We start from the raw sequence: 24,217 nt of genomic DNA on the forward strand, positions 1-24,217 counted from the left end.
AACAAGGAGATGACCGTCTTCCTTTGTTCCAAGTGCGGCACAGCGATCACGTCGGAACTGATCGAGCTCATTACCATCCCCGACCTCCCGGACCGCGAGCAGAATCGGGACAAGAAGACCCGTCGGGCGCCGTCCACCCTCCAGCAGGGGTATTACGCGATCGACCCCGAGCCCTGGGGGGCTCCCTATGTCGTGCAGGACGATCAGGAGAACCCGAAGCCGGCTCACTCCCGCGGGTTCATGATCAGCCGTGAGGAGGGGTTCGTCATCTCGGCGGGCGCCACAGGCACAGTGCTCGCGCACCCCGAGGACGCGCCCGACCTCCAACCCCTGCCCGGCTGGGAGAACAGTTACGGGTGCTGCGGGCCGACTGGCGACTCAGGACTCAACCGAGCCTGTCCTTGCGGAGCTCCGGTCGCCACGCTCGCAGCCGACTGCTTCGGGCCCTACGAACTGCACCTCGACCCCGTCCGGACATACGCGCTCTCATAGCAGGACCGCGCAACTATCCGGGCCCGCCCGAAGCCGTTGGACAGCCTATTGCCGCAGATGACAGGCTCCGCCTCATGGAGCTACTCGACGTCCTTGCGGAGCTCGCCCGGTCGGGACACCTTGGGCCGGTTGAGAACGGCGCGGCTTGGGGTCAGGTCACCGCGGCGCTCGGTGAGCCCTGGGAAGTGGTCGTCGGGAAGCGGCGGTCATGGCCGCGCCTGTTCGCTTACGGCGACCTTGAACTCAGTGTCTGCCGCTGCCAGAAGATCGCTCTGATCTGCCTCCAGACCTGGCGTGATGTCATTGGCCTCCCTGCCGGCCTGGTCGGCCGGGATCGTTTCCCCGGCCAACCCAAGTACGCCGACGTGATCGCTTCTCTCGACCGCGTCGGTTGCGCCTGGCAGCCCTACACACCCCTCACCTTCGGCAACCAATGCGCCATCGAGGCCACGTCCTCCGGCGTCACCTTCGTCTTCGAAATCCCGGACGGAGAACACCCGATCCTCAACGTCGTGGGACCCCCGCCCCATCAGCATGAGTGCCCCGCGACACTGTGAGCGTGAAGCCGACCAGTGTTCACGGCGGCCCCGGTGGCCTGACGGCCGCCGGGGCCGCCTCGTCAATATTGGGCCCGTCACCGCCTTCATACACATGTTCAAAGTCGCGCAACATACGACACGCCCGAGAGAGTCCGTTCGCCCCACTCGACACGACTACTTTCCGTGGCGAACCGCTCGCAGGCGAACTCAGCGCCGAGCTGGGCTAGTTCGGATAAGCAAGCGTGTTCATGAATACAAGGGCTTGAAAAGGCGCGACCGCAGGTGCCGATGGAGACCTTGCGTTTCTCGAAGTGCGCAAGGAATGCGTCCCATTCCTCTTCGGTGGGGGTTCGATACTCTTCGCTGGGTCGGGTTGCCCTGCGGCGGGCGATGAAGGCGCGATGGGCCTCGATGGTCTCGGCGGGGTTGATCGCCTTGTAGCCCATCGTCGTATCAAGACTCTTATGTCCGCAGAGCACTTGGGCGATGTGCGGTGGCAGGCCGTTCATGATGGCGTCGGTCACGAAGATCCTGCGGAAGTCGTGCGGGGAGAAGACGAGGGGTTCGCCGCCGGCATCGGTCAGGCCCGTGGCGGCCAGCGCGTTGATCAGCAGCTTGCGCAGCGCAGTCGGGGTGAAAGCGCGGTGTTCGGTGCCGATATCGCGTTGGAACAGCAGCGGCATGGGCGGGTTCCAGACCCGCTCGTGGACGTCGTAGGGGGCTACCAGTGGGATCGCACGGCTTCTTCCTCGCAGGCGGCAGACGATGGTGGAAAGGACGTCCGCCAGTTCCGGGCTGACCAGCAGGAGCCGTTCGCTGTCGGTCTTGGACGGGGCGACCTGCAGCAGGGGCACGACTTCGCCGGTGCTGGGGAGCCGGTATTCGGTGATGCTGTGGTGGGTCAGCTCCAGGAGCTCCTCGTTGCGGATGCCGGTCAAGCGTAGGACCGAATCCCGCAGAGGAGGGTGTCCCTGCCGGGCGGCCCGGAGGACATGCTCATCGACGAGGCATGCCGGGACCTGAAGCTGCCCGCGTTCCGTGAGCGGTTCATCGAACTCGCCGGCACCGCCCGCCGCGAGCAGGCCACCTACAAGCAGTTCCTCCTCGACCTTCTGCAGGTTGAGCTCGCCGACCGCGACGTACGCCGTCAGCAGCGGCTCCTGCGGCTGGCCCGCTTCCCGCGGCCCAAGCGGCTGGAGGACTTCGACTTCACCAAGCCGACAGCACGGCGTCGCCGGCCTCCTGGTGGGCGTCGGCGAGGCGCTCGGCGACCAGGGCGGTGAGCTCGGCAACGCGGCCCTTCAGGTCGACGACCGCGCGCACCGGCAGGACCAGGTCGGCGGTGTCCCACGCGTGGGACACCCCGAGCCCACGCTGGACGGTGTCCTCGATCGCCTCGGCGACGGCCGCCAGGCTGAGGGTCTCCACCAGGGCGTCGGCCGGGGTTCCCAAAACGGCGGCGCCGCCCGGCTCGCCCGCGGTCGTCTGCCCGGCCACGGCGACGGGTGCCAGCGGGGCGAGGGGCTCCCAGACCGAATCGGGGGCGGCCAGATCGGGGACGTCGATGCCGAGGTGGGGCTGCCGGGGGTGCGCCGGGTTCGGGGATCACCCGCAACGGGCATCAAGCCCCGCATGACGATCCCTCACCGTTTGGTCGGCACCGGCGCCCACAAGGTGCTGGTCCTGCACGACTGGTTCGGCACCAGCGCCGGCTGGGGCCCGTTCCCGGACTACCTGGACGGCTCCGCCTTCTGTTACGCGTTCCTCGACTACCGGGGCTACGGCGAGCGCAAGGACGTGCCCGGCGCCTACACGCTGGCCGAGATCGCGGACGACGCGCTCGCGCTGGCCGACCAGCTCGGCTGGCCGGAGTTCTCGCTGGTCGGGCACTCGATGGGCGGCAAGGCCGTCCAGCAGGTGCTCGCCCGGGCGCCGCACCGGGTGCGGAAGCTGGCCGGGCTGGCGCCCGTCCCGGCCGGCCCGTACCCGATGGACGCGGAGGGCGAGGCGCTGTTCTACGGCGCGGCCGAGGACCGGGCGAAGCGGTACGAGATCCTGGACCGGGTGACCGGGTGACCGGGCGGCGGGCCGGCCGGGTCTGGCTGGACCGGATGGTGGACAGCTCGCTGGAGCTGTCCACCCGGGAGGCCTTCGGCGGCTACGTGCGGGACTGGACCACCGCCGACCTGGTGGACCGGATCGCCGGCAACCCCGTGCCGGTGCGGGTGTTCGTGGGCGAGCACGACCTCCTGCTGACCGCCGACGCGATGCGCGGCACCTTCCTCGTCCACTACCCCAACGCCGAGGTGGAACAGCTGCCCGCCTCCGGCCACTACCCGATGCACGAGACGCCGGTCGCCCTGGCCGCCGCCCTGGAGTCCTTCCTGCACACGTAGCGGCCCGGGGCCGCCGGCGGTTACCCGAGCTCCTTGATCCGCTCCCGCACGGCGGGCGAGGCCTTCGCCCAGGAGCCGCTGTCGAAGGGCGGCCGGGGGTCGTACTCGGCGTGCAGCTGGATCGCCCGGGCGGTGGTCTCGTCGGTGAGGAGGGCGGCGAGGTGGAGCGCCATGTCGATCCCGGCGGAGATGCCGGCCGCGGTGACGATCCGGTCCCGGCGCACCACCCGTTCGGGGGTGTAGGCGGCACCGAACCCGGCCAGCTCGCCGGCGGCCGCCCAGTGCGTGGTGGCGGCGAGGCCGTCGAGCAGGCCGGCGGCCCCGAGCAGCAGCGCGCCGGTGCACACGGAGGCGGTGAACCGGGTGGTCGCGTACGTCCGGCGCAGCCAGTCGAGGAACGCCTGGTCGTCCATCAGCGGCCGGGTGCCGTGCCCGCCCGGGACGAGCAGCACGTCGCACGCCTCGACGTCCGTGTACCGGGCGGGCACGTCCAGCCGCATCCCCCCGATGCTGTCGGCCACCGGCCCCGTCTCCCCTGCCGCCACGAACCGCACGGCGGCCCCCGGCAGGTAGCCGAGCACCTGGTAGGGGCCGATCGCGTCGAGCGGCTCGAATTCGTCGAAGAGCACGATGGCGATGTCCATGTCCCGCAGCGTAGGCTCGAGTTGGCCTCCGGTCCCAGCCCCGGTCAGCGGATTCACGAGAACGAGTGGTCTGCACCACCGGCCTTTACCTCAGCGCATCCAGCTCCGCGCCGATGGCGGTCCGGATCGGGTCGTGGGCGGCGGTGAGGGCGTGGGCCGGGTCGGCCGCCCGGCAGGCCCGCTCGACGGCCTCGCCGAGGCGGTCGAGGTCCTCCAGGTAGGCGATCCGGCGGGGCCGGGGCAGGTCGGAGAGCCGCTGCACCCCCGGCCGGTCGGTGAGCAGGATCGTGTACCCGGGCAGGAACTGCACGTCCCCGGCCACCGCGAACCCGGCGTCCAGGCGCCGGATGACGGTGGGGTTCCGGCCCCGCAGTGCGCTGCCGATGCGGTCGGACTTCCAGTCGCGGTTCTCGTCGGTCATCCGCCGATGCTAGGGCGTGACCGGCGGTTCCGGGCGTGCGGAGCGCCCGGCCGGGGAGTCCCGGCCGGGCGCCAGTAGTGCTGGTCGGGCGGTCAGTACTGGGTGCTGACCGTGACGCCGCTGAAGTCGGTGACGGCGTACAGGCTGAGGTAGCGGTAGCCGGCCGTCGGGTTGGTGACGGTGAGGGACTGGGTGGTGCCGCTGCCGGTGGAGGAGGCGGTGAAGGCCTTCGGCGAGGCCCAGGTGTCGGCGTTGTAGTAGAGGTGCGCGGTACCGGTGCCGCCGGAGGTGGTGACCTTCAGCGTGGTGGTGCCGGCCGGCAGGTAGAGGTACAGGTAGTCGGAGTTGCCGGCGGTCGCGGCGCGGCCGCTGCGCGAGCAGTTCTTGCCCATCGCGTCGTTGCGCGGCTCGGTGCAGTTCGGCAGGGTGACAGGGCCGCCGGAGGTCACGGTGACCGTGGCCGCGGTGGTGCCGGCCTGGCCGGTGTCGTCGGTGGCGGTCAGGGCGACGGTGTAGCTGCCGGCCTGCGCGTAGGTGTGGCTCGGGTTGCGCTCGTCCGAGTAGGTGCCGTCGCCGAAGTTCCAGCGCCAGGAGGTGATCCGGCCCGGGCCGGTCTGCACGGACCGCTCGCTGACGCTGACGGTCGCGCCGTTCACCGTGGTGTCGAACAGGGCGTTCGGGCCGGCGGCGTAGCAGGCGCCGGCGGCGCAGGCGTCGAGCCAGGCGTCGAAGTCGGCGTCGTACGAGGTGCCGACGTTGTTGTAGACCGCGTAGCCGCCGGGGTAGTCACCGGCGCGGAACCGCGCCAGCATGGCCTGGACGTCGGCCGGGTGCTTCTCCAGCATGTACCGGACGGCCAGGTAGCCCCACGGGTAGGTGCGGGTCGAGTCCGAGTTGCCGTAGGTGCTCTGGAAGAGGGTGCTGAGCTTGTAGGTGTGCTTGGCCGCCTGGGCCATGGCGTCGGTGTCGGTGGCGCCGCGGTAGGTGTGCGAGACGTACTCGGCGATGCCCTCGACCCACCAGAGGTCCGGGACGGACATCTGGAGGTCGTAGTTGCCCTTCATGTCGTAGATGCTGTCGAGGTAGTGGGTGTACTCGTGGTTGAGGTTCCACACCCGCGCGGGGTCGTTGACGTTCCAGGCCTTCTGGTACATCACGGTCACGGCCTGCTTTTTCGGGTCGGTCGCGTCCATGACGGTCTGGCCGCCGTTGTCGGTGCCGTTGCCGAAGATCGCCCACGAGTAGGTGGTGTAGTCGGTCTTGTTGGCGAAGATCCCGAAGGTGACGGTCTTGGCGTACTGGTTCGGGATGGGCCCGTTGTGCTTGACCACGCTCTGGAAGTACCCGTCCTGCTTGCGCAGGCTCTCGCACACGGTGGCCAGTTCGGCGGCCGACAGGGCCTGGGCCTGGAGGGTGCGGTTGTCGCAGACCAGCTGGTTCGGCAGCACCACGGAGGTGAGCTTGGCGCGCAGGTCGCAGATGCCGTAGTAGGAGCACTGGCCGTTGTTGTAGTAGGCCGCCTGGACGGCCGTGTACACGTACAGCGGCGCGTAGGGCGTGAGGAGCGGCGCGGAGTCCAGCACCTTCTTCACCAGCGGCTTGGCCACGGCCTCGGCGGTGGGGCTCGCACCGGCGAACCGGGCCAGGTCGTTGCCCGCGTTGGTGTCGAGGACGGCGTTGGGACCGTTGAGCAGGTCCCGGTGGTTGACCGCGAAGTCGGCGAGCGAGGTGATCAGGGCCGGATCGGCCGCCAGCGACCGGACGAAGTCCGCGTTCCGGTAGCCGCCCCAGAGCGGGTAGAACAGCACGGAGTTGACCGCGCTGATCATCTGCGGGAACGCGTTGTACGAGTTGTCGTACCCGTCCAGTATCCGCTTGTAGACGCCCGCGTAACGGGCCTGGAGGTTGGCGCTGTCGGTGAGCCACACCACCTCCTTGAGGATGCGGCCGTTGTCCTCGGTGACGTCGCGCCAGCGGGTGCCGGCGAAGAGCGTGTCCAGGGCGGAGCTGACGGCGGTGGCGAGCTCGCCGGTGTACGGGCCGGCCGCATCCGGGTAGTAGAACTGGATGTAGTAGCCCACCTGCAGGTACTTCACCAGCTGCGCGATACCGGTCGAGTTGTCGCCGGTGTAGCCGGCCGCCAGGCTCTTGAGGGCGTCCGCGACGGACAGCATCCGGGCCTGCCGGAAGATGCCCGGGTCGGCGCTGCCGCTGGTGTACAGCGACTTGATGCAGTCCGTGGTCGAGTTCTTGACGAACGTGACCAGCTCGGCACCGGTGCGGGCCGCGAAGTCGGCCGGGGTGCAGCTCTGTGCGGCGAGGGACTTGGACAGGGCGGGGGCGCCCGCCCCGGCCGCGGCGGCCGGTTCGTCCAGGCGCGTCGCGCCGATCAGCGCCGGGGGCAGCGGGGCGGTGGGCGCGGCGGGGGCCTCGGACCCCGTCGTGGCGGCCGGGGCCGTCAGGCCGGCCGGGCCTGCGGAGGCGGCGGGGGCCGGCCCGGCGACGGCGGCAGGGGGTGCCGCGAAGGCCTGGGCCGGCAGCACGGCGGTGGCCGTGGCGCAACAGGCGACGACGCCTGCCGCGAGCATGGAGAGTCTGGTGCGCAGGAGCACGCCGAATCCTTCGTCGAGTGGGGGCAGCCCGACGTGGGATCGGGCTGAAGGAAGGAGATTGGCGTGGATCCTGTCACCGACCGCGGGTCAGAACAATGTCACAGTTCATATGACACACGATTTCCAGCCACTCCGCCGCACCGCGGGCCGGGAGGTCCGCCCGCTGCCGCGCAGGCCGGCGAACCGGACGGACTGGCCGATTCGCACCCCCATCCGGGCCGACCCCCGGGGCTCTGAATTGTGACCGGGATCACATTCGGCGGCCGATGAGTTTCCGCGCCGCGTCCGGTCCTGTGAACAACGAACGAAGGAGAGCCCCACCATGACCGCCACCCCCGCCGCCAAGGGTCCCGCCAGCTACTTCCCGTCCATCGAGCAGAAGTACGGGCAGCCGGTCGCGCACTGGAAGGAGCTGATCCGCTCCTCCCCGCTGACCCGGCACATGGAGCTGGTCGCCTGGCTGAAGGCGGAGCACGGGATCGGCCACGGGCACGCGAACGCCCTCGTCAAGCACACGCTCGACGAGGGCGGGAAGCAGGGGCCCGGGAGGGGCGCGGCCTCGGCTTGGAATTCATCCTCGTCGGGCTTGGTGTTCCTTGATCGACTCGGCGCGTTTGACCGTCTTTTCGACGTCGTGACGTGCGGCCCGTTGCTTGTTCTTCGAGCCGGGAGGCCGTCCCGGGCCTGGCCGGGACGGTTTCGGTGCCGCTGCTGGGCGAGCGGTGGTCGGGCGGATGTTGCGAAACCCCCGCCGCACCCGGGCGGGGGTGAGGCGGCGGGGCTCGGCGGGCCGCTCCCAGGGGTGGCGGAGGTCCTCGGCCAGCGGCCGGGCAGGGCGGAGTTGGGTGTGGGCGGCGATGATGAGCCAGGTCCACAGGTCGGCGCTGTCGGCGTGGCGGATCTTCGGGGCGGTCCAGCCGAGCCTCTGCTTCATCAGGCGGAAGGTGTGTTCCAGGTCGAATCTGCGCAGGAACGACTGCCACCAGCAGTCCACGTCGGCGCCGGTGGCAGCGGTGGCCGAGCACCACAGCCAGACCGGTTTCGGGTCCCGGTCGCCCGGCAGGCGCTCGACCTTCAACCGCACCAACGTACCGTGCAAGATGGGCAGTTCCTCCTCGGTGTTGTTCAGCCAGGGGCCGCGGTGGGTGAGCCTGGGGTGCATCCGGTCCTACGCGATTGCCTCCGCGGTGCCGTAGCGGGTGGTGTCTGTGACAGTGGTGACCTCGGGCCGATGCCAGCTCTCGGGCTTCGTGCTCTCGGGCTTCGTGAAGGTGAGGACGCCACCGTGCCGACGTGGGTGCCCGCCTTTCGGGGTGGAGCGTGCGGGGCCCGCGTCGCGGAGCATGACGCGGTCCGAGCGCTGGCGCCCGACCAGCATGATCGGAAGGTCCACGAGAGCGTGGGAGAGGTAGGCGACGTCGTAGCCCGAGTCCGTCATGATCAGGATCTCCGGGTCGCCCGGCTGCCACTGTTCGGCCTGTTTCAACCGCTCGACGACATCGCGCAGTTGGGCGGCGGTGACGGCGGTTGCGTCGTCGGCCGGCCCGAGGCGCACGGCGTCCAGCAGCGCGACCCAGGAGGTGCGGCCTGTCTCCAGGGCGGCGACGAAGGAGTACGGCCAGCCGGGAACGAGCTCGTCCGTTTTGCGGTCGCCGCGTCCGTGGACGTGACAGAAGAGCCGGTCATCGCTGGTGGGGGCGTCGGGGCGGAGCCAGTTGCTCACGTCGACGGCCAGCACGATCCGGCCGTCGGCCGCCTTGGCGGCGACCTTGATGCCGGAGGCCCAGTGCTGGTTGACGCTGCGCTCGAAGATGTCCTTGCGGTTGGCGGGGGCGGCCGCCCAGTCGTCCTGGTAGCGCTCGGCGATGTCCCGGGTCTGGACGCGGAACATGCCGCGCCCGGGCCGGATCCAGCCGCCGGTGCCGACGTCGCTGCCGGCCTTCAGGCTGTCCTGGTCCCAGCGGCCGTTGACCAGGGTGTCGTAGCGGGTGTCGGCGTCGGGGCGGAACACCAGCCGGGTGCCGCCGGTGCCCGAACCCTGGCCGCGCAGGACGAGGTAGTCGGCGTCGACGTAGATCTGCCGGGAGACGTCGATCCGGCCGGCCGGGAGGGAGATCAGCGAGAGGCTGTCGAAGTTGGCGTCCGGCGAGCAGGCGGCCTTGATGTCGTCGACGGCCTTCTGCAGGCCGGTGGTGTCGTCGGCGCCGTCGTCCGCCCGCACGCCGTACTGCGAGGCGAGCCGGTCCGGGGTGATGCGGCAGGCGGCGTTTCCGGTCAGGTCGCCGCCACCGGGCAGCGGTCGGCCGCCGCGGAATCCCACGCGCGACCAGTCGGGCATGCCGGCGGGCGGGCTCGTGCGGTTGGCGGAGGTCAGGTCCGGCTTTTCCGCGCCGGGACCGGCCGTCACGGCGGCGGCCGGGGCGTCCGCGGCGGGGGCGGCGGTGGAGAGCGCGGGGAGGGCGGCGGTGGAGGGCGCGGGGAGGGCGAGCGGGAGCAGCAGGCCGGCGAGCAGCGCGGCCGCCGGGCGTAGGCGTTTCATGGGATCTCGTTTCGGTGTCGTCGTGGTGCTCCCGGGCCGGGGAGGGCGCACCGGGAGGGCGCACGGGAACGCCCCCGGCGCCTCGCGGGGGCGGGGGCCGGGGGCGTCGGGACGCGGGCGGGTGCTACGGGCACCAGAAGCGCACGGCCGACAGGCGGTCGTTGAGGTGGTGGTCGGGGTGTTGAAGCCGTAGTCGCCCTTCGCACCCCAGTTCCAGGTCGGGGTGAAGTCGAGCTGGGACGGGTGCAGCTCGCCGTAGGGGTCGTCCCAGAACTCCACCTGGCACTGGGAGTTGGTCAGCCAGGACGACACCTGGTCGTTGGCCAGGGCCCCGTTCAGGAAGTGGACCTTGGTGAGGCGCACGATCTCGCCGTTGCCGCCGGCCGCCGGCGGGACGACGATCGCCTTCGACCCCGCGCCGCCGCCGTCCTGGTAGAGGCAGAGCGCCCAGGCCGGGCAGCCGTCGTAGGGCGGGTCCGCGGCGGACGCCGGCGCCGCCGTGAGGAACAGCGCCGCCCCGGCGAGCGCGCCCGCGATGGCGGTCGCCGGCTTGAAGGACTTCAGGGCCACGGTGGAACTCGCTTTCCAGGCGGGGACAGTGCTCGTGCGCGGCGGGCCCGGTCCGGCCCGCCGCAGCACGAGATTGTCCGGGCGGGGCGGGCGGCGGCATCAGTCAAATGACTGCGGATCACCGAGGCCCCGTTTCCCGGCGCGTCGCGCCGGGAAACGGACCAGAAACATGGGATGTTGCCGCACCGGCCACTGCGGCGAGGATTCGGACCACGGCGTCGGCCACCGAAGGCAGGTGCCGCGCGCCGGCGATTCCGTTCCCCCCGAGGAGGGTTCTTCCCATGAGTCTTCGCCGACCGGTCGCCGCGGCGGCCACCGCCGCCGTGCTGGCCCCGCTGCTGGCCCTGGCCGCCGGAACCGCTCACGCCGCGCAGGGACCCGCCACCCAGCCGGGGCCCATCAACGTCGCGCAGGCGCCCGCCCCCGGGTTCGACGTCCTTCCCCCGAACCCCTCGATGCTGCAGCTCACCCGGCGCGACCAGTGCATGGCTTCGTACAACGTCAACTACTGGGTCGGCGGCATGCCGTTCGCGCTGACCCAGCTGAAGGTCTGTCTCAGCGCGCCGGCCGCCCTCGTGCGCGGCGCCCAGATCTTCTTCCCCGGTGACGTGAACTTCGTCCCGTCCGAGCCCGTCCTCGTCCCGACCGAGCCGGCCTTCCCGTGATCCGCCGACGGCTCCGGGACGCGTCGGCCACCTTCGAAGGAGAGTCCACCACCATGCGAATCCGTCGACCGGCCACCGCGGCCGCCGCCGTGGCCGTGCTGGCCCCGCTGCTGGCCATGGCCGCCGCCGCCCCGGCGAACGCCGACTAGGGCGGCACGCCGGCGCCTCCGCCGTACTCCCACGTGGTCTCGCACTCGCAGTACGAGCAGTGCGAGGCGGCATGGAACGTCAACTACTGGTCCGGCGGCGTGGCCTTCGCCACCACCCAGTGGAACCTCTGCATGAGCGCCCCGAGCTGACCTGACCCCTGCGGACAGCCCCGGCCGGATCGGGGGCGGGGCTGTCCGCGGCCCGGTCGCCGGGCGTCCGTCCGGGCAGAGAATCGGCCCGGACGGACACAGACGGCCCGCCGTCCGACCGAACTGTCGAACCGTCAGGCATGATGCGGCCTCGTACCGAATTGGTACAGACCACATGCGGTTCGCTGTGGTAGAACCTCAACTCTGCTCCGCGGGAGGCCCCGTGGCGCGGTGCGCCCGCCCCGCCGCACCCGCCGACCGAAGCTGGAGTCGATGTGATGGCCGCCGACCAGGAACCGGGCACGGAGACCTTCCTGACCGCCGAGGGCAGCGTGTTCACCGCGCAGGACCTCTCCCGAGCCCTGCCGCTGTGCCGGCTCACCACCCTGCAGTACGACGTGTGGCACACCGTGCTGGGGGAGATGACCGACGGCGGCTTCGTCACCCTCACCCTTGACGACATCGCGGAGCGGCTGGGAACCAGCAAGAGCAACATCTCGCCGGCGCTCAACCGGCTCGCCGAGCTCGGCCTGCTGTGGCGGATCTCCAACGGGCTGCACCGGATCAACCCGCGGATCGCCTTCAAGGGCTCCCAGGAAGAGTGGATCGAGGCCGTGGAGGAGGTGCCGGCCGATGTCCCAGAGGTCGTCCTGCCCAGCTACTGAGCTTTGCCCCGCGACGTGGACACCCTGACACTTGGATCTTGTAGATCCAGGAAGGGAAGTCCAGACGGGACGTCCGTCGAAGTACTCGGACGAGTTCCGCCGTGATGCCGTCGCGTTGTACCGGGCCTCGGAGGGTCGGCGCACGTTCGCGGCGGTGGCGAAGGAGATCGGGGTCAACCATGAGACCCTGCGGAACTGGGTGCGCGCTGCCGATGCCGAGCCGGCGTCGGCCGGGCAGATGCTGAACGCCGAGGAGCGGGCCGAGCTCGCGCGGCTTCGCACGGCCGAGCGCGAGTGGCAGGTCGAGAAGGAGATCCTGCGCCGGGCAGCCGCGTATTTCGCACGGGAGATGAAGTGAGGGCCCGCCGCTGGGACTTCATCTCCGCCCACGCCGCCGAGTTCGGTGTCCAGCGGTTGTGCGAGATCCTGGGCGTCGCCCGATCCGGTTACTGCGCCTGGCGGGCCGGTGCTCGGGCGCGTGCCGACCGGGCGGCGGCGGAGGCCGCGCTGGTGGGCGAGATCCGCGAGGTCCACCGGGAGACGCGGGGCGCCTACGGGGTTCCGAGGGTGCACGCGGAACTGCGGGCCCAAGGTCGGGTGGTCAACCGCAAGCGGATAGCCCGCCTGATGCGTGAGCACGGCATCATCGGCCGTCACCTGCGCAAACGCTGCCGAACCACCGTCCAGGACAGGAGCGTGCCGCCGGCGCCGGACCTGGTCGGACGGGACTTCACCGCGGGCGGGCCCGATGTCCGGTGGGTCGGCGACATCACATATCTACCGGTCGGCGGCTCGTGGATGTACCTGGCCACCGTCATCGACCTGCACTCGCGCCGGCTCGTGGGCTGGTCGATGGCCGACCACATGCGCATTCGGCTGGTCGCTGACGCCCTGAAGGCCGCGGTGGCGACCTGCGGCGGCCTGGTCGACGGCGTGATCTTCCACTCGGACGGAGGCTTTCAATACGGCTCGGCCGAGTTCGCGGGACTCTGCCGGTGCCACGGGATCCGGCGGAGCATGGGGAAGGTCGGCTCCAGCTACGACAACGTCGCGGCGGAGAGCTTCTTCGCCTCGCTGAAGCGGGAGTTGATGCACGGGGCCCGATGGGCCAGCCGGCATCAGGCGAGGCTGGAGGTGTTCCGCTGGGTCTCCTTCCACAGCCTCCGCCGTCGCCACTCCACGCTCGGCTACCTCAGCCCGGTCCAGTTCGAACAGCAGGCAGCGGCGTCCCGTAGGATCACCCTCGCCGCATGAAACCCCGGTGTCCACCTCCCGGGGGAAGGCTCAGTCGGCGACCTGGCCCGCCGCTGGGCCCAGGCCAACGGCCAGCCCAACGAACCGGTCGACCGCGACGGGCCCTGAAAATGCCTCGACGCCGCCCCCGACCACCGCCACCCGCCACTCACCGACGACGACCTGGTCGCCCGGCTCCTCACCGACGCCGACCTGGTCCTCGCCTTCACCGACAACCGGGCCCTGGACGCGCAGATCGCCGACGCCGCCGGGCACGCCCACATCCCCGTCAGGAGGTTCACCGCATGACCAGCACCACCCAGGAGCCCGGCGGCGCCGACCTCGCCCGCACCGCCCTGCGCGCCGCCCGCCCCAACGGGGACCGAGCGCGACCACCGCCCCACGGTCGAGGACGAGCAGGCCCTGGCCGAAGCCGCCCGAGCCCGCGACCTTCTTGCACGCCACCGTGCCGCCCAGGCCGTCGCCCGCGGCCATGCCGTCCCGCTGCGCACCGCTCGCCAGTCGCAGCCCGGCGCCGTGCGCGGTGCCGCGTGAGGACGCCGACCGCCCGGCCGATGCCGAGTAGCCTCACACCCAACGAGAGGAGCGCCGCCATGAGTCAGCCCGCGCACGACGGAGTCGAGCTTATTCCCAGGCCCGAGCAGAACCCGGCCGCTCTCAAGGCCGCCCTGGCCGTGGTCGCCGCGGACCGCCTCCCGGAGATGATCGACGGGCAGACCAAGGCCATGGCCGAAGCCATCACCACGGGCAGCGTCCAGCCGATCCGCTCGTTCGTCGACCACTGGGCCACCGTTGTCGAGATCGAACGGCACCCGGCCACCGCGTAGGCCTACCACCGGGCGAACTACCTCGCCAACCACGCCACCACCATCGCCGAGCTCTACCGCGCCGCCTAGCCGGCGGTGACCGGATGACCTGGAGCTGGGAGTACCTCCCCAACCCGGAGCACGTCACCGCCGGCGCGCCGGCCGACTTCCTCGCCGCCGTCGAACACCGGGCCAACGAACTCGCCCGGGCCGCCGCAGCGCTCTACCTCGACGGCACCTCCTACCAGGGCAGTGGCGAACCGATGCGCTACCTCTACACCGACCCGGGCAAGCCCCGCATCGCCTGGAACGACGAGCAGGCCCGCGCCGACCTGGTCGACGCCCTGGTCCGTGACGCGCTCAACCTGCTCGGCCGCCTGCCCGAACGGCAGCTGGACGAGAAGGCCGCGGACGCGGTCGGGCTGCTGGCCCTGGTCGCCGGCCAGGACATGGAGATCACCGACGGCTCCGACAGGCGCGACGGACGCTGGCGCACCGCCCGCGGCACCGTCCACGACCGGGTGGTCTCCACCGTCGATCCCGAGGCCCGCCACACCCACAAGAACCGAACCCGCTACCAGGACGACTTCCGCGCCCACGGCGCCTTCGAACCCGAGACCGGCCTGCTCACCGAGGTCGAGCTCACCGCCGGCACCGGCGCCGAGAACCACGAGGCCGCCGTCGCCCGGACTCTCCTCGCCGACGGGACCGGGGACCTGACCGTCCTCGGCGACACCGCCTACGGCACCGGCGACCTGCGCGAAACCCTCGAAACCGACGGCCGCACCCTGATCATCAAACCGCCACCACCGCGACCCGCCGTCCCCGGCGGCTTCACCGCCGACGACTTCCACGCCGACACCGCCAAAGGCGAGGTGACCTGCCCCGCCGGCCACACCTGGACCCTCGCCCCCGCCGCCACATAACGATGGAGGGGCACCTTCACCCGGGACACCCCTCCACCAACAAGATCTTCAGGAGACTTCTAGGCCTCCGGACGGATCGCGGGCCGGAACGCCGGAGAGGGCGCCGGACGGATCGCAAGACGGACCGGCGGACCGGCCGGACCCGACGGGATGGTCGGGGCCGGCCGGTCCGCCGGAGGTGTGATCCCGGGGCCGTTACCGTGCGGTGCCGGCCGCACCGGGCACGAGCGGCCCGGTGACCTGCTCGATGTCGTGACTGTCGTCCTCGTCCGAGGTGACGGCGGTGGTGATCGAGCCGGTGGCCCAGGAGATCAGCCCGATCAGGAGGAACGCCACCAGCAGCCCGCGCCCGCCGCCGCTCAGCACCAGCGGCCGGGTCGCCGACACCGGGCCGCCCGGTACCGAGCCCGGCTCGTCGCCGAAGAGCCGCTTGGGGTAGGCGGAGGAGACAAGCAGCAGATACGCCATGAACCGCATCCGGTAGCGCAGGATCGCCGCCGTCGCCTCGAAGAGCGGCAGCGGCATCCGGCCCATGATCAGCACCACCAGCCAGCCGAAGAACGCGACCGTCCACCACCCGGCGTACAGCAGGCTCTGGACGATCATCGCCGGGACGGCCAGGACCAGCCGGAAGAACACCGCGAGCCGGTTCAGCTCACCGGGCCGCAGTTCCACCCGCACCGGATACTCCGGGGTGTGGAACCGGAACGGCGGATAGCGGTCCACGGTGAGCAGCAGATACGCGTTCACCCGGGTTTCGTACGGGACGTAGTTGGTGAGGTAGACCGCGGCGAAGCCGGGCAGCCGGCCCAGTACCAGTGCGACGAACCAGCCGGCCACGGCGACGAAGAACGCCACCACCGACAGCACCCACACCACCACGAACTGCGGGATCAGCAGCAGGACGCGCACCAGCACGGTCAGCCGGTTCTGCGGGGCCGGGGCGGGCATGTCCAGCACCGGCAGCCACTCGTTCTCGACGGGGGCGGGGGGAGCCTGCCACATCCGGGCCTCCAGGTGTCGACACAACGCGGACGCGGCGGTGGGCGCACCGCGTGCTCCGAAGATCGCAGCCGGGCAGCATCACCGCGCGCTGCGCTGGGCCGAGCGGGGGACATCCGGGGCTCAGGGCCGTGGGCACCCGGAGGGTACGGGACCGAGCGGCGCGGGCGTGGCGCTACCGATCGGTTGGCTGATCGCATTCCGTTCATGGTCAGACATGGATCGGTCAAAAGAGCTCCAAGGAGGGGCACTTCCCGACATCGGGCCTGGCGCCACCGAAGCGGGAGGCAGGATCGCAGCGGCGGTCGGCCACGTCGTGCCACGTCCAGTCATGGAGTGGCATGTCCTGGCCACACAGCGATCACTGTGGGGGTGCCCGTTTTGCCAGCGACCGACGACCTCTTCGAGCCGGCCGACCACGCCGGCCCGGGCGATCTCCCGGACCCGGAGGACCTCGCCGACCGGACCGACCTCTCCGACTTCGACGAGTTCCTCAGGATCTCCGCCGGGCTGACCGGCTTCGACGAGACCGAGCTGCGGGCGACCGGCATGGCCCATGAACACCACCGCACCACGCTGGCCCACCGAGTCCGCGACGAGCACGCCCTCATCCACCTCTGGTACGTCGGAGCCTGGCCCAACGAGGCACCGTCCTCGGCCCGCGCCCACGACGAGGGCCTGATGTGGCGCACCTTCCACGGCACCCCGCCCGGCGCCGCCGCACCCGGCTACGGCAGCTGGGCCGAGGCCCCGCGCGGTGGTGGCGACCGGTGAGCGCGCGCTGGGACGCCATCGTGGTCGGCGCGGGCTTCGCCGGATCGCTCGTCGCCCAACGCCTCGGCGCGCAGGGCTGGCGGGTCCTCGTGCTGGAGGCCGGCCGACCCGCCGACAGCGCCGCCGCCACCGCGACGGCGTACCGCGCCACGGCTGGCGGCACACCCACCTCCCCGTACCCGCACAGCGCGGACGCCCCGTCCCCCGACGTCGGCGACCTCACCGGGCTCCCGGACGGCGGCTTCACCGCCACCGGCTACCTCGTCCAGCGCGGACCGCTGCCCTACGCCAGCGGGTACCTGCGGGCCAACGGCGGCACCGGCCTGCTCTGGACCGGACTCGCACCGCGCATGCATCCCGAGGACCTGCGCACCGCCGACCTCGGGCACGGCCGCAACTGGCCGATCACCTACCGCGACCTCGAACCGTACTACCGCCGGGCCGAACGGGAGCTCGGCGTCGCCGCCGACGCCGACCAGCAGCGCGAGGCCGTCGGACTGCCCATCCCCGACGACTACGCCTTCCCGATGCGCGCCATCGCGCCGAGCTACCTCGACCGCCGCCTCGCCGACGCCCTCGACGGCCGCACCGTCCGCGACCCCGCCGTGGCCGACCCCGCCACGCTCACCGTCACGGCCACCCCGCACGCCCGCAACGGTCTGCCCACCGAGCCCGGGCGCCCGGGCCGCCCGCTCGGCAGCCCCTGTGCGGGCAGCGCCAGCTGTGTCCCCGTCTGCCCGACCGACGCCAAGTACACCCCGCTGCGCACCCAGGCCCGCTGGGCGCCCACCGTCCGGCTGCGCACCGAGGCGGTGGTCAGCCGGGTGCTGGCCGACGGCACCGGCCGGGTCACCGGCGTCGAGTACCTGTCCGGCGGTGCCGCCCACCGGGTGGAGGCGGAGCTGGTCGTGCTCGCCGCCCACGCGATCGAGAGCGCCAAGCTGCTCCTGCTCTCCGGCCTGGCCAACCGCAGCGACCAGGTCGGCCGCAATCTGATGGACCACCCGGTGCTGCTCACCTGGGGCCTGATGCCCCGGCCCGTCGGCCCGTACCGCGGGCCGGGTTCGACCAGCGGGCTGGAGGCCTTCCGCTTCGGAGCGCCCCGCCTGCTCCGCGCGCCGTTCCGGATCGAGATCGGCAACTGGGGCTGGTCCTGGGCCGCCGGACCGCCGCAGACGGAGGTCACGGCGCTGCTGGGCGCGGGACTGCGCGGCAAGGAGCTCCGCGACCGGCTGGGCGACCGGCTCGGCCGACAGTTCTCGCTCCAGTTCGAACTGGAACAGCCCGCCGACCCGGCCAACCGGGTCACCCTCGACCCGTCGCTGCGGGACGGCCTCGGCCTTCCGCGCCCGGTGCTCGACTACGACCTCTCCGCGTACGTACGGCGGGGGATGGCCTCCGCCCGGGCCGTCTCCGACCAGCTGTTCGCCCTCCTCGGCGCCGAGGACCACACCCGCTACGAAGCGGGCCCGCAGTGGCCGGGCCGGCTGGAGTTCGAGGGCCGCCCCTACGCCTACCGGGGCGCGGGCCACGCGGGCGGCACCCATGTCATGGGCGACTCGCCCGTGAACTCCGTCGTCGACCAGTGGCAGCGGTGCTGGGACCACCCCAACCTGTATGCCGTCGGCTGCGGTTCCATGCCCTCGCTCGGCACCTCCAACCCGTCACTCACCATGGCGGCGCTCGCGCTGCGCAGCGCCGACCGGATCCACCGCGACCTGCTGGCGCTGCGCCGCCCGGTGACCCTTCCCGCCACCCGGCCGCCGGGGCCTGTCTCCGCCTCCGTCTCCGCGTCCGTCTCCGGGCCGGCGCCGTCCCCCCTGCCCGCTCCGTCCACCCCGCCCGCCGAAACCATTCGGGAGTCCTCATGACCGTCGGCCTTCCGCTCCCGCCCGTGCCGGAGCCCTACCATCTGCCCTTCCACTACGGTGCCCTGCACAACATCGGCGTCGACTACCTGGTCGAGCCCGAGCCGGTGCGCGAACTGCTCGGCAAGCGGCACCCCGGGCTGGCCGCCGCCGAGTTCGACGGCATGGCCTGCGTCTCGCTCAACTACCAGCTCTACTTCGCGCACTACCCGGGCGGCGGCGGGATCACCCAGGAGGTGGAGATCAACGTCATCGCCCACCCGCTGTTCAGCGGCGACCGGGTGCCCGTGCTCAACTACGGCCAGTACGCCCGGGGGTACGACCAGACCAAACTGCTGGGCATCGCCCGGCTGCACGTCCTGTGCGACAACCCGCTCGCCATCGACGCGGGCACCAGGCTGTACGCCGAGCCCAAGTACCCCGGCTGGTTCGAGACGGTGATGCCCTCGCTCAACGCGCCGTCCGTCCGCGAGCGCTGGTCGGTCTCCTGCCGTCGGGCCTCGCTCGGGCCGGACGGCCTGCGGCGCCACGACGAGGAACTGTTCGCCGTCGAGGCGGACCTGGTGGGCCTGACCCCCGAACCGGTCAGCAACACGCCGATCACCGGCTACGGCACCGACGAGGAGGGCACCCTGCTGGCCGGCCCGCTCAACGTCCACCAGCCCTACCGCTACTACGCCCTCGACGACCGCACCGCCGAGCGGGTCCGCCTCGCCCTCGGCAACCCGGCGGAGGAGGCCGCCCGCGACCTCGCCCGGCTCATCGCCGACGCCCCGGCCGCCGGGGTGTGGACCTACCAGTCCGCGCCGGTCGCCGCCCACAACCGTCCCTATTACGTTCGCTGACCGGGAAACGCCCGCCGCCCGCCGCTCGCACCCCCGGGCGGCGCGCGGACGGGCAGCGGCGGGCAACGGACGCACCCGGACGACCGCGCGTCACACCCCGACCCGGGGACATACCACCGCCGAGGGAGACGTCAACCCCACCGCCGAGCGGCCCTCCGATCGACTGATGCGCCGACGGGGCCGGCCCCGCGGCGCCCAGGCGCTGCCAGACTGCCGATATGACGGCCAACTCCGAGAAACCCTTCGAGCCGGGTGCCACCGCCGTCCGGCGGGACATCATGCACGGCAAGGTGTGGACGGCGATGCCGCTGCGCACCCTCGCCGACACCGGCGACACCCTCGCCCTCGCCGCCTGGCCGGGCATCGAGAGCCTCGCGCCGACCACCTGGATCACCTCGCTGCGCACCGGTGACGAGGCGGTGCGCAAACAGGGGATCGCCGATCTCGCCGCCGGCCGCTGGGAACTCGGTCGCTGGGTCTGGCGCGACACCACCGTGCTCAGCTGCTACACAGCCGGCGAGTACTTCAGCGTGCACCGCTTCCTCGACGAGCAGGGCCGGCCGCTCCGCTGGTACGTCAACTTCGAACTGCCCCACCGGCGGACCGCCATCGGCATCGACACCTTCGATCTCTTTCTGGACCTGGTGGCCGCCCCCGACCTCTCCACGCACGCCTGGAAGGACGAGGACGAGTATGCGCAGGCGAGGCGGCTCGGGCTGATCGACGACGCGCACCACCGACTGGTGGACCAGGCCCGCGACCGCGCCCTCGGCCTGCTGCGGCGGCGGCAGGGCCCGTTCGCGCCTGCCGGTTCCACCTGGACGCCACCGCCCCTCTTCCCGCTGCCCACCCTGCCCGACACCGCGCTCTCGGCGCCGCCCGCCCGGCCCTGACCCGCCCCCTGGTGCCCGCCCCTGGTGAGGGGGCCGACCAGTTCTCCGCCCTCCGGGGTGGGCACCGGCGGGCGGAGTTGCTACGGTGGCCCGCCGGTATGGATGATCTCGAAGCTCTCGACCACCTGCACGACGGCGGGGACTACCGCCGCCTCGCCGAACGCACGGCCAACCCCGTGGTGCTGCGCGAACTCGCCCGTTGTGGGTACCCGTTCGTCTGGCACGCGATCGCGGCGAACCCGGCCACCCCGGGAGATGTCCTCGCCGGACTGGCCGATCGCCGGCACACCCCGTGGAACGACAACCGGCTGCTTCTGCTGCTCGCCGAACACCCCGCGACCGTGGGCGAGGCCCTGGACCGCGTGTACGACGCCGTCACCCGGCAACTCGCTGCCGGTCACCGTCCCTTCGCGGCGGTACTGGCCCTGGCCCGGCGCCCCGACCTGCCGGGGGACCGGGCCAGGGGGCTGGGGTCGCTGCCCGGGGCCTCGGCTCGTCTTCGCCGCGGAATCACCCGGGAGCTTGCCGCACGCCCGGGTGGCTGACCCGGGCCCGCTGGTCGGCGGGCGTCGCCGGTGGCCCGGGCGCGGCCGGGTCGGCTTCGGGCGGCAACCCGGGAACGGCCCTGTCCGGCCCCGCCTCGTCGGGAGCCCTGGACCAGCGGCTTGCGAGCAGAGTGCCGGCCGCCAGCTGAAGCTGGTGGTATGCCATCAGCGGCAGCACCAGCAGGCCGGCCTGCGGTCCGAACAGCACGGTGGCCATCGGCAGACCGTTCGCCAGGCTCTTCTGGGAGCCGCAGAGGACGGCCGCGATTCCGGACGCCCGGTCGAGCCCCAGCAGACGTGAACCGAGGTGGGCGAAGGCCAGGGCGGCGGCGAGGAGCGCGAGCAGCACGGCCAGCAGCCCGAGCAGGGCGGCGGGCGTGGCAAGGCTCCAGATGCCCTGGGCCATCGCCGCGCTGAACGCGGTGTAGACGACGAGCAGGATCGAGCCCCGGTCCACCGGAGTGAGCAGCCGTTTGTGCCGGGTGAGGGATCTGCCGATCCGCGGGCGCAGCAACTGCCCGGCCAGGAAAGGTGCCAGCAACTGCCCGCCGATCCGCAGCAGGCCGTCCGCGGACAGCGCGGTGTGCGAGCCCAGCAGCCAGGCGGCCAGCAGCGGGGTGAGGACCAGGCCGGCCAGACTGGAGTAGGTGCCCGCACAGATGGCCGCCGGGACATTGCCCCGGGCGGCGCCGGTGAGCGCCACCGAGGACTGCACCGTGGAGGGCACCAGACAGAGGAAGAGCACACCGGTCTGCAACTGCGCGGTCAGCGGAAACGGTGTCAGCACGGCGGTGGCGAGCCCGAGCAGGGGGAAGAGGACGAAGGTGCAGGCGAGCACCAGCCCGTGCAGCCTCAGATGGCGGAGCCCGTTCAAGGTCTCCCGGGCGGAGAGCCGGGCGCCGTAGAGGAAGAAGAGCAGCCCGATCGCGAGGTCGCAGGAGAGCTCGGCCGCCCGGGCGGCCGAACCGGTGGCGGGCAGCAGCGCCGCGAGGGCGACGGTGCCCGCGAGCGCCGCCATGTAGGGGTCGAGGCCGCGCAACCGGAGCCGTGGACCGGGCCGATCCCGGTCATCCCGGTCATCCGGGCCAGACGGCGCGGCCGCCCCGGGCGGGCCCGAGGGATCGGGTTCGGAGCAACCGGGGCCGGGTGGCGGCGGGCCGTGCCTCGGAAGCCCACCGCTCATCCGCCGCTCCCTGTCGTCGAGCCGGCCGTCCCGGAGCCCAGCAGGCCGCCCACCAGGGCGTTGGCGCCGTCGTGGTCGCTCCCCGCCGTCCCGCTGCCGGTCTGGAGGTTGGCCGTCCGGTCGACCTCCAGCACCGAGTCGGCGTGCGAGTTGTCGAGCACCGTGATCAGGCTGCCCTCCGCCGACGCGGGCACCGCACCGCAGACGAGTACCGCACAGACCCCGGCCAGCCCGGCGGCCGCCGCCCGCCACCGGGCCACCGCCCACCTCGCCACCGGCTCCGCCCCTGCTCCCGGCTCGGGCCCCGGCCCCAGCCCTGCCTTCGGCGGATCCGGATGGTTCGGCGCGGGCCCGGGCAGCGAGGCCGTCACGCCGTCACCGTCTCGCGCGGGCGGGCGATGTTCCGCTCCAGCAGTTCGGTGGACTCGCGCACCCCCACCTGGCGGCTCTCCCCGGCGGCGGCCGGCAGCCGGCCGTCGGCCACCTTCAGGCCGGCCAGCGCCTCGTCCATGGCGCGGTGCGCCGCGAAGAGGCACGGCGTGCTGTAGATCGCGACATCCACCCCGAGGTCGCTCAGCTCGGACAGCGAGAGCCGGGGCGACTTCCCGCCGGCGATCTGGTTGAACAGCAGCGGTTTGCCGTTGACGACCTGACGGATCCGCCGGATCCACTCCTCGCTGCGTACCCCGTCGACCAGGACGACGTCCGCGTCGGTGGCCGCCAGGGCCTCGGCGCGCTCCAGGATGTCGCCCTCCTCGGTGGCGTCCGTCCGGGCCACCACGACGAGGTCGCTGCGGTTGGCGAGGACGAGGTCCAGCTTCTCCAGGTACTCGCCGAGCGGGAGCACCTGCTTGCCGTCCGCATGGCCGCAGCGGCGTGGCCGTTTCTGGTCCTCCAGGATGACGCCCGAGGCGCCGATGCGTTCGAGTCGGCGCACCACGTGGCAGGCGACCTCGGGATCGACGTAGCCGTCGTCGATGTCGACCAGCAGATGGTGCCGGGGGAAGGCGCCGCGCAGCCGCTCGACGAAGGCCACCATGTCGGGCCAGGCGATGAAGCCGATGTCCGGCAGGCCGTAGTAGGACGCCGCGAAGCCGAAGCCCGAGACGAACATGCCGTTGTAGTGCTCGGCCGCGATGGACGCCGAGTACATGTCGTAGACGCCGATGAGAGGGGTCGCCCCGGGCCTCGCGATCTCCTCGCGGAGCCGCTGTCCATAGCCCGAAGCCGTGTTTTCGTGCAGCAACGCCTTCTCCTCGCTTGTCAGGGAGGCGTCGTGCGGAGGGCCACCGCATCGGCTGCCGACGGGGCCGCCACCCCGCGCGACGCCACGGGACTTTGCCTGGACTTGGCCATATATAGGACCAACTGAGGCGTAATCACTATGTGGCCTTTAATGTTCCGTGGGCAAATCTTTAAGCGAAGTTCCCTCGTAAGGGTGAATCCAGTCGGATCAATAGGAATGAAATATCAATAGCCGTGGCGCGCGGAGAGCGGCGAGATCCCGGTGGCTTCGGAGATCGGCGCGCAGCCGTGGCGGGGGCATCGGTGCCCGGGCGAGGGCGCGGTCGCAGGCCCGGGGGAGAGCGGACCGCAGTGGTTGGGAAGCGTCCGGGCGGCGGACCCCGAGGTCACCGCAGCAGGGTGAACACCAGCGCGCAGACGCCGCCGAGTGCCGTTCCGGCCGCGACCTGGGCCGGGGTGTGGGCCCTCAGCGCCAGCCGCGACCAGCCCACCGCCGCCGGGACGGCCGCCGCGAACGGCAGCAGCGCCGGGCCGAACACCAGCACCAGGATCATCGCGGCGCCCCCGGCCACCGCGTTGTGCAGCGAGACCTGCCACCAGACCGTCACCGCCAGCGCCGACAGCAGGCCGCCGAGCATGGCGACGACCAGCGCGCAGACCTCCGCCGGGGCGTGCAGCGCGTACAGCAGTGCCACCCCCGCCAGCACCGACAGCAGGCTCGCCGCCAGCGGCACGACGCGCTGGCGGCGGATCCGGACGTGTTTGTCGGTCAGCGTGCCGCGCCGGACCCCCAGCGCGATGATCCCGATGGGTACCACCCCGCAGAACGAAGCCGCCAGCAGCCCCCACCCGGCGCCCGACCAGCCGTCGGCGCTGTGGGCGCCGACGAGCAGGAGCAGAGCTATGACGAGATGGGCCGGCGCCAGGACGTCGGTGACGATCCGCGCGCCCTTCTCGCGGGGCGAGGCGACGGCGAAACGCGGCGGCTCCGGCGGGACGAACGTGCTCATCGGGGCAGCCCGGAGGCTATGGGC

At 72.0% G+C, this 24,217-nt stretch carries 25 protein-coding genes and 4 pseudogenes; 16 read left to right on the forward strand and 13 right to left on the reverse strand.

The annotated features are described in order from the left end of the window. Nucleotides 1-9: 9 nt before the first annotated feature. Nucleotides 10-492 carry a hypothetical protein gene (locus tag ACIP82_RS11110; protein WP_400652954.1) on the forward strand — a complete coding sequence of 161 codons (483 nt, stop codon included), beginning with the start codon at nt 10-12 and terminating at the stop codon, nt 490-492. Nucleotides 493-566: 74 nt separating this feature from the next. Further along, the gene (locus tag ACIP82_RS11115) at nt 567-1,049 is read left to right on the forward strand and encodes a hypothetical protein (protein ID WP_363615191.1); all 483 of its coding nucleotides are present in this window, start codon (nt 567-569) and stop codon (nt 1,047-1,049) included. 98 nt (nt 1,050-1,147) lie between these two features. On the opposite strand, the gene ACIP82_RS11120 is transcribed toward ACIP82_RS11115, so the two are convergent. After that, complete coding sequence (locus ACIP82_RS11120; protein WP_400653049.1) at nt 1,148-2,185, reverse strand: tyrosine-type recombinase/integrase; 1,038 nt, start codon at nt 2,183-2,185, stop codon at nt 1,148-1,150. On the opposite strand from ACIP82_RS11120, the gene ACIP82_RS11125 reads away from it, so the two are divergent. Continuing rightward, on the forward strand, nt 2,081-2,314 hold the full coding sequence (locus ACIP82_RS11125) for an ATP-binding protein (RefSeq protein ID WP_400653051.1): 234 nt from the start codon (nt 2,081-2,083) through the stop codon (nt 2,312-2,314). The two genes, ACIP82_RS11120 and ACIP82_RS11125, sit on opposite strands and share 105 nt — an antisense overlap. Here ACIP82_RS11125 and ACIP82_RS11130 read toward each other — a convergent pair. Continuing rightward, the gene (locus ACIP82_RS11130) at nt 2,241-2,528 is read right to left on the reverse strand and encodes a hypothetical protein (RefSeq protein WP_363614977.1); all 288 of its coding nucleotides are present in this window, start codon (nt 2,526-2,528) and stop codon (nt 2,241-2,243) included. The two genes, ACIP82_RS11125 and ACIP82_RS11130, sit on opposite strands and share 74 nt — an antisense overlap. A 135-nt stretch (nt 2,529-2,663) precedes the next feature. On the opposite strand from ACIP82_RS11130, the gene ACIP82_RS11135 reads away from it, so the two are divergent. Together ACIP82_RS11135 and ACIP82_RS11140 are read left to right on the forward strand one after the other, a co-directional pair. Further along, nucleotides 2,664-3,107, forward strand: a complete 444-nt coding sequence (locus ACIP82_RS11135; protein ID WP_363614979.1) for an alpha/beta fold hydrolase — start codon at nt 2,664-2,666, stop codon at nt 3,105-3,107. Next, nucleotides 3,104-3,427 carry an alpha/beta hydrolase gene (locus ACIP82_RS11140; protein ID WP_363614981.1) on the forward strand — a complete coding sequence of 108 codons (324 nt, stop codon included), beginning with the start codon at nt 3,104-3,106 and terminating at the stop codon, nt 3,425-3,427. The genes ACIP82_RS11135 and ACIP82_RS11140 overlap by 4 nt, the downstream gene beginning before the upstream one ends. 20 nt (nt 3,428-3,447) lie before the next feature. On the opposite strand, the gene ACIP82_RS11145 is transcribed toward ACIP82_RS11140, so the two are convergent. The 3 genes and pseudogenes from ACIP82_RS11145 to ACIP82_RS11155 all read right to left on the reverse strand — a co-directional run bounded on the left by ACIP82_RS11145 (nt 3,448) and on the right by ACIP82_RS11155 (nt 7,104). Beyond that, on the reverse strand, nt 3,448-4,071 hold the full coding sequence (locus ACIP82_RS11145) for a DJ-1/PfpI family protein (RefSeq protein WP_400652957.1): 624 nt from the start codon (nt 4,069-4,071) through the stop codon (nt 3,448-3,450). Nucleotides 4,072-4,225: 154 nt separating this feature from the next. Next, a pseudogene (locus ACIP82_RS11150) lies at nt 4,226-4,492 on the reverse strand (diadenosine tetraphosphate hydrolase); the annotation flags it as partial. Nucleotides 4,493-4,584: 92 nt separating this feature from the next. Then, a complete protein-coding gene (locus ACIP82_RS11155) occupies nt 4,585-7,104 on the reverse strand; it encodes a collagenase (protein ID WP_400652959.1) in 2,520 nt (839 codons plus the stop codon). A gap of 322 nt (nt 7,105-7,426) precedes the next feature. Between ACIP82_RS11155 and ACIP82_RS11160 the strand changes: the two are divergent. Beyond that, nucleotides 7,427-7,633: pseudogene (locus tag ACIP82_RS11160) on the forward strand (DUF4287 domain-containing protein); the annotation flags it as partial. 42 nt (nt 7,634-7,675) lie between these two features. Here the strand turns inward: ACIP82_RS11160 and ACIP82_RS11165 are convergent. Beyond that, nucleotides 7,676-8,863 (reverse strand): annotated as a pseudogene (locus tag ACIP82_RS11165) (NF041680 family putative transposase); the annotation flags it as partial. A 1,047-nt stretch (nt 8,864-9,910) separates the two neighbouring features. Beyond that, nucleotides 9,911-10,282 (reverse strand): annotated as a pseudogene (locus ACIP82_RS11170) (peptidase inhibitor family I36 protein); the annotation flags it as partial. 212 nt (nt 10,283-10,494) lie between these two features. Here ACIP82_RS11170 and ACIP82_RS11175 point away from each other — a divergent pair. From ACIP82_RS11175 to ACIP82_RS11185, 3 genes are all read left to right on the forward strand, one after another. Further along, a complete protein-coding gene (locus ACIP82_RS11175; protein ID WP_400652961.1) occupies nt 10,495-10,878 on the forward strand; it encodes a hypothetical protein in 384 nt (127 codons plus the stop codon). A gap of 577 nt (nt 10,879-11,455) precedes the next feature. Then, nucleotides 11,456-11,842, forward strand: coding sequence for a MarR family transcriptional regulator (locus ACIP82_RS11180; RefSeq protein ID WP_400652962.1), 387 nt, complete (start codon nt 11,456-11,458; stop codon nt 11,840-11,842). Nucleotides 11,843-11,873: 31 nt separating this feature from the next. Then, a protein-coding gene (locus ACIP82_RS11185) for an IS3 family transposase (RefSeq protein WP_400652964.1) occupies nt 11,874-13,096 on the forward strand; the annotation gives its coding sequence in 2 pieces (ribosomal slippage) (nt 11,874-12,135 and nt 12,135-13,096; 1,224 coding nt in all). Nucleotides 13,097-13,126: 30 nt separating this feature from the next. Here ACIP82_RS11185 and ACIP82_RS11190 read toward each other — a convergent pair. Further along, on the reverse strand, nt 13,127-13,351 hold the full coding sequence (locus tag ACIP82_RS11190) for a hypothetical protein (RefSeq protein ID WP_400652966.1): 225 nt from the start codon (nt 13,349-13,351) through the stop codon (nt 13,127-13,129). A gap of 338 nt (nt 13,352-13,689) precedes the next feature. On the opposite strand from ACIP82_RS11190, the gene ACIP82_RS11195 reads away from it, so the two are divergent. Further along, on the forward strand, nt 13,690-13,923 hold the full coding sequence (locus tag ACIP82_RS11195; RefSeq protein WP_400652968.1) for a hypothetical protein: 234 nt from the start codon (nt 13,690-13,692) through the stop codon (nt 13,921-13,923). An 83-nt stretch (nt 13,924-14,006) separates the two neighbouring features. Next, nucleotides 14,007-14,828 (forward strand): transposase, encoded by an 822-nt coding sequence (locus ACIP82_RS11200; protein ID WP_400652970.1) that lies wholly within the window; start codon nt 14,007-14,009, stop codon nt 14,826-14,828. A gap of 195 nt (nt 14,829-15,023) precedes the next feature. On the opposite strand, the gene ACIP82_RS11205 is transcribed toward ACIP82_RS11200, so the two are convergent. Then, entirely contained in the window at nt 15,024-15,833 is an 810-nt protein-coding gene (locus tag ACIP82_RS11205; protein WP_363612325.1) for a DUF4389 domain-containing protein, read from the reverse strand. 378 nt (nt 15,834-16,211) lie between these two features. On the opposite strand from ACIP82_RS11205, the gene ACIP82_RS11210 reads away from it, so the two are divergent. The 5 genes from ACIP82_RS11210 to ACIP82_RS11230 all read left to right on the forward strand — a co-directional run bounded on the left by ACIP82_RS11210 (nt 16,212) and on the right by ACIP82_RS11230 (nt 20,755). Next, a complete protein-coding gene (locus tag ACIP82_RS11210; RefSeq protein WP_363612323.1) occupies nt 16,212-16,604 on the forward strand; it encodes a hypothetical protein in 393 nt (130 codons plus the stop codon). Next, nucleotides 16,601-18,475 (forward strand): GMC family oxidoreductase, encoded by a 1,875-nt coding sequence (locus ACIP82_RS11215; protein ID WP_400652972.1) that lies wholly within the window; start codon nt 16,601-16,603, stop codon nt 18,473-18,475. Before ACIP82_RS11210 ends, ACIP82_RS11215 begins: the two co-directional genes overlap by 4 nt. Further along, nucleotides 18,472-19,317 carry a hypothetical protein gene (locus ACIP82_RS11220; protein ID WP_400652973.1) on the forward strand — a complete coding sequence of 282 codons (846 nt, stop codon included), beginning with the start codon at nt 18,472-18,474 and terminating at the stop codon, nt 19,315-19,317. The genes ACIP82_RS11215 and ACIP82_RS11220 overlap by 4 nt, the downstream gene beginning before the upstream one ends. Before the next feature lie 218 nt (nt 19,318-19,535). After that, nucleotides 19,536-20,210: a DUF402 domain-containing protein gene (locus tag ACIP82_RS11225; RefSeq protein WP_400652975.1), complete on the forward strand. Its 675-nt coding sequence runs from the start codon at nt 19,536-19,538 to the stop codon at nt 20,208-20,210. A 98-nt stretch (nt 20,211-20,308) separates the two neighbouring features. Next, nucleotides 20,309-20,755 carry a hypothetical protein gene (locus tag ACIP82_RS11230; protein WP_400652977.1) on the forward strand — a complete coding sequence of 149 codons (447 nt, stop codon included), beginning with the start codon at nt 20,309-20,311 and terminating at the stop codon, nt 20,753-20,755. On the opposite strand, the gene ACIP82_RS11235 is transcribed toward ACIP82_RS11230, so the two are convergent. The 4 genes from ACIP82_RS11235 to ACIP82_RS11250 form a co-directional block, all read right to left on the reverse strand. Further along, nucleotides 20,721-21,773: a bile acid:sodium symporter family protein gene (locus ACIP82_RS11235; RefSeq protein ID WP_400653053.1), complete on the reverse strand. Its 1,053-nt coding sequence runs from the start codon at nt 21,771-21,773 to the stop codon at nt 20,721-20,723. The genes ACIP82_RS11230 and ACIP82_RS11235 overlap by 35 nt on opposite strands. A gap of 161 nt (nt 21,774-21,934) precedes the next feature. Next, nucleotides 21,935-22,213, reverse strand: a complete 279-nt coding sequence (locus ACIP82_RS11240) for a hypothetical protein (protein ID WP_363612313.1) — start codon at nt 22,211-22,213, stop codon at nt 21,935-21,937. Between the two features lie 92 nt (nt 22,214-22,305). Next, entirely contained in the window at nt 22,306-23,184 is an 879-nt protein-coding gene (locus tag ACIP82_RS11245) for an isocitrate lyase/PEP mutase family protein (RefSeq protein ID WP_363612311.1), read from the reverse strand. 385 nt (nt 23,185-23,569) lie between these two features. Continuing rightward, complete coding sequence (locus tag ACIP82_RS11250) at nt 23,570-24,193, reverse strand: phosphatase PAP2 family protein (protein WP_400652980.1); 624 nt, start codon at nt 24,191-24,193, stop codon at nt 23,570-23,572. Nucleotides 24,194-24,217 lie beyond the last annotated feature (24 nt).

This window comes from Kitasatospora sp. NPDC088548 (genome assembly GCF_044753005.1).
Classification (GTDB): Bacteria; Actinomycetota; Actinomycetes; order Streptomycetales; family Streptomycetaceae; genus Kitasatospora.